At 51.1% G+C, this 7365-nt stretch carries 8 protein-coding genes and 1 pseudogene; all 9 read left to right on the top strand.

Annotated elements, in window-relative coordinates; all coding sequences use genetic code 11:
* Positions 1-237: 237 nt before the first annotated feature.
* Positions 238-1243 (top strand): annotated as a pseudogene (locus tag AC1WIP_RS08740) (transposase); the annotation flags it as partial.
* Between the two features lie 319 nt (positions 1244-1562).
* Positions 1563-2270, top strand: a complete 708-nt coding sequence (locus tag AC1WIP_RS08745) for a LytR/AlgR family response regulator transcription factor (RefSeq protein WP_481141481.1) — start codon at positions 1563-1565, stop codon at positions 2268-2270.
* Positions 2271-2383: 113 nt separating this feature from the next.
* Positions 2384-3757 carry a glycoside hydrolase family protein gene (locus AC1WIP_RS08750; RefSeq protein ID WP_481141482.1) on the top strand — a complete coding sequence of 458 codons (1374 nt, stop codon included), beginning with the start codon at positions 2384-2386 and terminating at the stop codon, positions 3755-3757.
* Between the two features lie 3 nt (positions 3758-3760).
* A complete protein-coding gene (locus tag AC1WIP_RS08755; protein WP_481141483.1) occupies positions 3761-4627 on the top strand; it encodes a DUF2589 domain-containing protein in 867 nt (288 codons plus the stop codon).
* A complete protein-coding gene (locus AC1WIP_RS08760) occupies positions 4602-5042 on the top strand; it encodes a hypothetical protein (RefSeq protein WP_481141484.1) in 441 nt (146 codons plus the stop codon). The genes AC1WIP_RS08755 and AC1WIP_RS08760 overlap by 26 nt, the downstream gene beginning before the upstream one ends.
* Positions 5043-5072: 30 nt before the next feature.
* A complete protein-coding gene (locus tag AC1WIP_RS08765; protein WP_481141485.1) occupies positions 5073-6212 on the top strand; it encodes a DUF2589 domain-containing protein in 1140 nt (379 codons plus the stop codon).
* Positions 6213-6215: 3 nt separating this feature from the next.
* On the top strand, positions 6216-6506 hold the full coding sequence (locus tag AC1WIP_RS08770) for a hypothetical protein (RefSeq protein ID WP_481141486.1): 291 nt from the start codon (positions 6216-6218) through the stop codon (positions 6504-6506).
* Between the two features lie 27 nt (positions 6507-6533).
* Complete coding sequence (locus AC1WIP_RS08775; RefSeq protein ID WP_481141487.1) at positions 6534-6833, top strand: STAS domain-containing protein; 300 nt, start codon at positions 6534-6536, stop codon at positions 6831-6833.
* A 5-nt stretch (positions 6834-6838) separates the two neighbouring features.
* Positions 6839-7365: hypothetical protein (locus AC1WIP_RS08780; RefSeq protein WP_481141488.1), on the top strand; the 527-nt coding region annotated here is incomplete at its 3' end.

Below are 7365 nucleotides of genomic sequence, written 5' to 3' on the forward strand. Positions count from 1 at the left end.
GTCATTCCCTCTGATAGACGTCAGGGGGATCCCCTCAATTGTAATCCGAGATTCCATACCTGCTATCCCGGATAAGTGTGAAAAGTGAATAGTTATTGATGTAAAAGAAAGGTATGGATTTTCTTTTACAAATGAAACGAGACTGACTGGATAGTTGGTCTCGTTTCTGCTATACTTTGATTTCTGGCGGCAGGAAAGGCGCTGCCATGTCAAAGTTTTTTATCCTATGAAGACCGGATGATCATTGCACAGCGCCTTCGGGAGAATGCTTCCTTTGGTGCAATCGGAAAAGAGCTGGGGAAGAACCGTACAACGATTGCCAAGGAGATTAAAAAGAATTCCTATGACAAGAAAAGCGGGCGTCCCGGATATCCTTATAACCCTTGCAAATTTCGTACTACATGCAAAGCGAAAAAACTGTGCGGAACGAGCTGTACTCATCAGTCAGCATATAAATGCAGTTTGTGTTCTGAATGCACACTGCTGAAGCGTATTTATGATCTGGCAGATGCGCATGAAAGGGCACATCTTGTGATTTCAGAAGCCCGGACGGGAATTCTATCTAATGAAGACGACATGGTCAGAATCAATCGGATTATCAGTCCTCTGGTCAAAAACGGGCAGTCACTTCATCAGATCTATCTGGATCTTCCTCGTAAAGTCAAATGCCATCCCCGTTATAAACAGCCCGAATTCAAGGTTGACAGAGGGTGCCGCATTGGACGGAAATATACTGACTTTCAAAAGTTTCTGGGAGATCATCCTGAAATGACTGTCGTACAAATGGATAGTGTTATCGGACGTGTGGGCGGCAAGTGTCTGCTTACCATACATTTTGTTGAAACCAGTTTGATGCTGGCATTTCTACGGGATGCAAATACGTCCGCTTCCGTTATACGGATTATAAATCTGTTGGATAAAATTCTTGGAACCAAGACGTTCAATCGTCTGTTTTTGGTTATTCTGACAGACAACGGGAGTGAATTTTCAAATAGGGGCCTGCGAAGTTAACCATGAATTGATACGGCGCATCCTGCTCAAGGGAAGCAGCTTTGACGATCTGACACAGGAAGATATTTACCTGATGATGGATCACATCAATTCATATAAAAGAAAAAAGCTGAACAACCGCAGCCCATACGAAGCGTTCAGCTTTTATTACGGAGAAGATGTGCTTAAGAAATTAGGATGTTCACCGGTTGCCGCCGGGAACATCATCTTGAAGCCAAAGCTTATTAAAAAAATAACACATAAATTTACAGAACACCGTCTGGATAGAACAAAGAAATCCAATCAAAACAGGGAACCCACTGAATGTGAAACTTGAAAATTCTTTGTTTATCTTAGCGTAAAAAACTGAACGAATCAAGTATTTCAACAACAATTCCCCCGCTGTTTTCTATCTGAAATTTTACAAAATTCGACATTCATCCCATCAGACCCTGCATTTGTCTCAATATGCAGACATTTTTTTTGTTATCCCTTATTGTTGTTTTGTGAAACCAGGCTCTTGTTTCAGCGAAGGGCCATTTCATGAATTTACGCATAAAGGGGGAATTTGGATGAATGAAATGGAGATGATGCGCAGGGTGAAGATAATTGTGGAAAAACTTGTATCTGGGGAAACCACAAACCTGCCATACTGTTCTCCGGCAGTATGCTGGCAGATCAACAAATCCCACTTAAGGAGCACGGAGAAAAAACTGCTTCAAAGCAGTCTTGGATGCCATTTTATGGGGAAGGATGCTGTGGAGCATGGACATTACTCCGCACAGACTCTGGATAGAATAATATGTGTGGTTTATGGAAATTTTTGTGTCAGGAACAAGGATCATGTCAGTGGATTTTATGGTTATCCTTATGAGGTATCCGTTATTCTGCGAAACGGAATCGCAGAGCGGATTATTCTCCATGGAGGCAGGGAGGAACCCATATTCTGTGTGATCCAGAGTGACGAGGACCATCTGTATATGCTGCGGGAGTCAGAAATACTCTACATAGAATCCCGTCATAATGACTTAATCTGGCACTGTCTGGACATCCAGATAAAAGAAAGAGGCACTCTGAAGGAAATGGAAGGACATCTGCCGGAATATTTCTTTCGCCTGCATAGAAGTTATATCGTGAATGTGAATCATATCAAGTGCCTGAAGGAGAGGGAGCTTACCATTGACAATGGGGATAAGCTGATGCTTCCGGTGAGAAACTATACGGAAAAAAGGGAGCGTATCCGTCAAATCTGCGCCCAATGGCCTGTCACTGTAAGATAACTTTTCATTTTTTATCCCATCAGAACCCTGCATTCGTCTCAAATGATAGCTTTTTTTTCCCGATTTTGTATGCTTTGACAAAACACAGCAGTGCAAGATGGGAGGAAAACAACATGGAACTCGTAGAAAGCATTTTAACCCAGAATCCCTGCTATAAGGCGGGAAGAAAGATTGCCGTGAAGGGGCTGATGCTGCACAGCGTGGGCTGCCCGCAGCCCAACGCGGAAACCTTCGTAAAAAAATGGAACAATCCGGAGAGCAGCAGGGCGTGTGTACATGCCTTTATTGACGGCAATACCGGAAAGGTGTATCAGACGCTCCCCTGGGACCACAGGGCATGGCACAGCGGCTCCGGAAAAAACGGCTCTGCAAACAACACGCATATAGGCGTGGAATTGTGCGAACCGGCCTGTATTAAGTATACCGGAGGAGCTTCCTTTACCTGTTCTGACAGGGAAGCAGCCATGGCGGTAGTAAAGCGCACTTATGATGCGGCGGTGGAGCTGTTTGCATTCTTATGTAAACAGTATGGACTAAACCCATTGGCAGACGGTGTCATCATCAGCCATAAAGAAGGGCATGACAGGGGAATTGCATCCGGCCATGGAGACCCGGACCATTTGTGGAGGGGTATGCAGTGTGACTACAGCATGGATGCCTTCAGGCAGGCGGTAGCCGCGGCAATGGGAACAGCACAGCAGCCTGCAGGACAAGGCGCGGCTGAGCAGTCGGCGCCGCCCCGGCCTGTGCAGCATGAGGGAGCAGGCGGCCACGCTGCAGAAAACAGCACAGCAGCTTCCGGCCTTCAGGCAGGCGATATGGTTTCTCTGGCGCCGGACGCTGTATATTACACCGGAAAAGAGATGCCTGACTGGGTAAAAAATGACAGATGGATTGTGAAATCCGTAAGCGGGGACCGGGCGGTGCTTGGGAAAAACGAAAGCGGCACCCATGAGATCAACAGTCCGGTGAACACAGGGTATCTGAACGCGGTATCCGGCGGCGCAGGACAGGCTTTTTTGGCACCGCAGAGCACCGGCAGCAGCGGCATGACCGTATCAGACAGGGGCGTGGAGCTGATTGCCAAATACGAGGGGTGCCGCCTGGAAGCTTATAAATGTCCTGCCGGGGTATGGACCATCGGCTATGGGCATACCGCAGGCGTGCAGCCGGGGCAGACCCTGCCCTCTAAGGAGGCGGCAAAAGCACTGCTGAAGGAAGACCTGAAGAAATACGGCGGACATGTGAATCAGTGCGTAAAAAAGGGACAGATTACATTTCCCTTGACCCAGAACCAGTTTGATGCACTGACCAGCTTCTGCTACAACTGCGGGGCAGGAAACCTGCAGAAGCTGGTAAACGGCAGGACTGCTCCGGAAGTAGCGGAGAAAATGATGGCGTATACCAAGGGCGGCGGCAAGGTGCTGCCAGGGCTGGTACGCAGGAGAGAAGAGGAAAAGGCGCTGTTTTTGAGCCAGGAGGGATAAGAGATGCCATACCATACCCATGTAGAGAAAGACATGACGGATAACGAAGGGGAAAAGGGAGCTTCCATCATGGACAGCGACTTTATACCGCTGGATGATCTGGTCTATGCGCCTATCCATGCCCTGGCCAAATCAAACCACCAGCTCCGAGCAGAGATTGTGAATGCCATCCGGAGCATGGGCACCTCCAAGCAGAACGGGCAGGAGGAGGTCATCCACCTGAACAATATCAATATTGCCTACGACCAGATACGCCCGGAGGGGGAGGAAGGCTACAGCGTGGACAACCTCCAGGTGCAGGTGCCGCTTCTGTCCATCGTGCCGGTGACCAACCTGGGTGTGGATAAGGCGGAGATTGACTTCTCAACGGAGGTCAAGGCGGTGGATAATCCCGAGACGGGGGAGCGCAGGATCAACGCCCGCATCTGCTCCCCCTCCCAGCGGGACAGCGACTTCCTGCCCAAGGTCTCCTATAAGCTTCAGATATCCTCTATTCCGGCTACAGAGGGAATCCTGCGGCTGACGGACAATTTAAGCGCGAACCAGGTGGCTAAAAAGCTGGATACCACGCCGGTAGCGGTGAGCGGCGACTTAGGCACCGATGAGCAGAAGAACGTCGTCACGGAAACAAAGCGCCTGAAGGCGAAAATCAGCAGGCTCAAGCAGCTTTACCAGAAAATTTCCGACATGATTGCGGAGCAGGAGCGCCTGCATCAGATCAGCAAGGATGCCTTTGAGGAGGACACCTATGAATTTGACAGGGATAAATACATGATGGCCCAGTCTAATGTGGTCAACCGCATTATGGAATATCAGGAGCAGATCATGAACATGGAGATATCCTATGGGCTGGATAAGGATTATGAATAGCCTCTGCAGAAAGCGCAGACAGGGTGAAAGGCGGGCGTGCTGTAAAGGACAGCAGAAAAATCCTGTGGAAAAGACAGAGCATACCGCTCGGAAAGAACCGGAGCATACAGGGGAAGCTGCACAGGCAAAAGCAGATGTACAGGATGCTGCGGCAGACTTGGAGGATTTAAAGGAAGAGCTGAATTTCCGGCTCCTGTGCGGGGAACTGGATTTCAGGCTCCGGCACGAAGTACAGCAGCATATTCCTGACGGGGACAGGGTGCTCTGGGTGGAGGACATCCGTCTTGTCTCCTGCAAGCCGCCATCCGTGGATGTGGCAAAGAAAAAGAAGCCCTCCCTGTGGGGGCGGATGAAGGATTGTCTTCTGGGGAGACGGGCAGCCAGACAAGGCAGCTCTCCTCATAAGAAAAAATAGAAAAAACAAATGGAAAGAGAGGTAATTATTATGGCAATCGGAGAACAATTTGCAGGACTCCCTATGGACCAGCTCATCGGCAGTCCGCTGACAGCGGCGGCCGACGCCAGCATCCGGCTGGCAAATTCCACGGCGGATTTCATTAACAGGGTTGGATTCGACGCAGGCGGGAATGTACGTAACGTGGCGTTCAAGTATGAAAAGCGTTCCATGAACGAGGACGGCACCAGCAACCTGGACGAGATGAAGGTAGACGTGCCCATGCTGGCCATTGTTCCCATCCCCAATCTCCAGGTGGATGAGGTGAATATTCTGTTTGACATGGAGGTGAAGCAGAGTGAGAGAAGCGAATCCTCCATGGACTTGGGGGCATCCCTCACAGGAACCGTCAACCTGGGCATTGTGAAGGTCAGTGTTACCGGAAGTGTCAGTGCCCACCAGTCCAATACAAGAAGCTCGGACAATTCCGCCAAGTACCATGTGGATGTCCGGGCAACCAACCACGGCATACCGGAGGGACTGGCAAGAGTGCTTGACATGATGGCGGCAAATGTGGCCCCTTCCCTTGTGGGCAGCACCATAAAGGACGGCAACGGGCAGAACCTGTCCGAGCAGGCGCGCTTAAAGGCGGAGCGCTTAAAGGCCTTGCGCCAGGAGATCAGCCAGATCGAAAGCCGGCTGCAGGCCGCACAGAGCGGACTGGAGAGCAGCCTGCGTCAGCTCAGGAAGGCAGGAGAATCCCAGAAGGGTGTGTACCAGGGCATCATCCTGCGCAGGATCAACGCCATCGAGGACAAGGAGGATCCTCAGGCAGCAGCCTACAGCCAGTCCATGGATGAGGTCAACCGCATCTGGGACAGCTTCTCCAGCAATGCACCGGACGTCATCAGAATGCTTGCCAACAATGGGGAGACTGCCCAGGGGGTATCCGACCTGTTTGCCTTAAAGAGCATCACCGGGGACGGCCAGGTCGGGGAGTACGGCCAGACAGAAAGCCATTACAACGCCATTGCCATGGCCCAGAAGGATGCAGTGGAAAAGCAGAAGACCGTGACGAAGACGGAGGAAGAGCTGTTTGCAAAAAAGAGCGAGTACAGCGACGCCATGGCGGGAAAGACAGCCGCTGCGGCTCTGCCCGGAAATACGCAGACAGCCTCCAGCGGGGAATAATCCATGGCAGACCGCAGTGAAAAAAAGTCCCTGGCGGACGTGGGCTATGTAAAGCTGGTGACAGTGGGAAGCGTGAATCCCAACAATCCTTTGTCGGAGCAGTCCCGGGCGGAGCAGGAGGCGCTTTTGAACAGGTGCCTCCACGACTACCCCAAGGGAATTATCATAGGAAAGGATACCACCATCGGCAGATATATGATTGGCGAGCATGAGCTGGTCATGGAGAAGGTGACTTACCATGTGGGCTTTGAGAGAAAGCCCGCATGGCTGGAGGAAGGGCAGGGACTGCTTTAAACAGGCAGTGCCCGGAATGGAGGAAAAATGGAGATTGTAAAGGAAAGACAGGGGGACAGCCTGACGCTGCGGCTGTCCGGACGCCTTGACACGGGGACGTCGCCAGAGCTGCAGGAAGTTGTAACAAAAGAAATAGACGGGGTGAAACATCTTGCCGTGGATATGGCAGAGCTGGAGTATATCACCTCCGCAGGCCTGCGGGTGCTTTTAAACGCAGCAAAGAAAATGGATGCCGCAAAGGGCAGCATGGTGGTAAAGAATGCCAACGAAGATATCAGGGAAGTTTTTAAAATTACAGGATTCGACGACATCCTGGTCATGGAATGAGCCCTATGGGTACCGTCAAAAGACTGACGCTGCATGACAGACAGGGGAAGGAGCAGAAATTCCTGTTGAGAAAGAGCCGCCCGGGTGACGAGGAGGGGATGCTTGCCTGCATCCGGGACGAATATGGGGAAACCTATTTCAAGCGGGATTTCTACCACCCGGAGTATTTAAGGCAGGAAGCGGAAAGCGGACACATCACCTTTCTGGTGGCGGAGGCGCTTGCGGACGGGGATTTTTCCCAGCCGGAAGGTGCAGGACAGACATCTGCCGGGCTGGAGGGTGCAGGACGGACAGCTGCAGAACCGGAAGGGGTGGGGCAGACAGCCTCCCGGGAGACCGCGGGCATGCTGATTTTGAAGGAATTTTACCCGGAGGAGTCCATGTGTGAGATTGCCTCCCAGATATTCCGGAAAAAATACCGGGGGTACGGGCTGGCAATGCCCTTTTTCGAATATGGGATGGATATCCTGCTGTCAAGGAATTATTCGGCGGCTTACTGCCTGCCTGTGCTCTTCCATGATGTGACCCAGCG

The sequence above is a fragment of the Acetatifactor sp. genome, from assembly GCF_982438285.1.

Coding starts and splice junctions, on each gene's coding strand:
- AC1WIP_RS08745 (WP_481141481.1), top strand. CDS start 1,563: ATGAATGAAATGGAGATGATGCGCAGGGTGAAGATAATTGTGGAAAAA.
- AC1WIP_RS08750 (WP_481141482.1), top strand. CDS start 2,384: ATGGAACTCGTAGAAAGCATTTTAACCCAGAATCCCTGCTATAAGGCG.
- AC1WIP_RS08755 (WP_481141483.1), top strand. CDS start 3,761: ATGCCATACCATACCCATGTAGAGAAAGACATGACGGATAACGAAGGG.
- AC1WIP_RS08760 (WP_481141484.1), top strand. CDS start 4,602: ATGGGCTGGATAAGGATTATGAATAGCCTCTGCAGAAAGCGCAGACAG.
- AC1WIP_RS08765 (WP_481141485.1), top strand. CDS start 5,073: ATGGCAATCGGAGAACAATTTGCAGGACTCCCTATGGACCAGCTCATC.
- AC1WIP_RS08770 (WP_481141486.1), top strand. CDS start 6,216: ATGGCAGACCGCAGTGAAAAAAAGTCCCTGGCGGACGTGGGCTATGTA.
- AC1WIP_RS08775 (WP_481141487.1), top strand. CDS start 6,534: ATGGAGATTGTAAAGGAAAGACAGGGGGACAGCCTGACGCTGCGGCTG.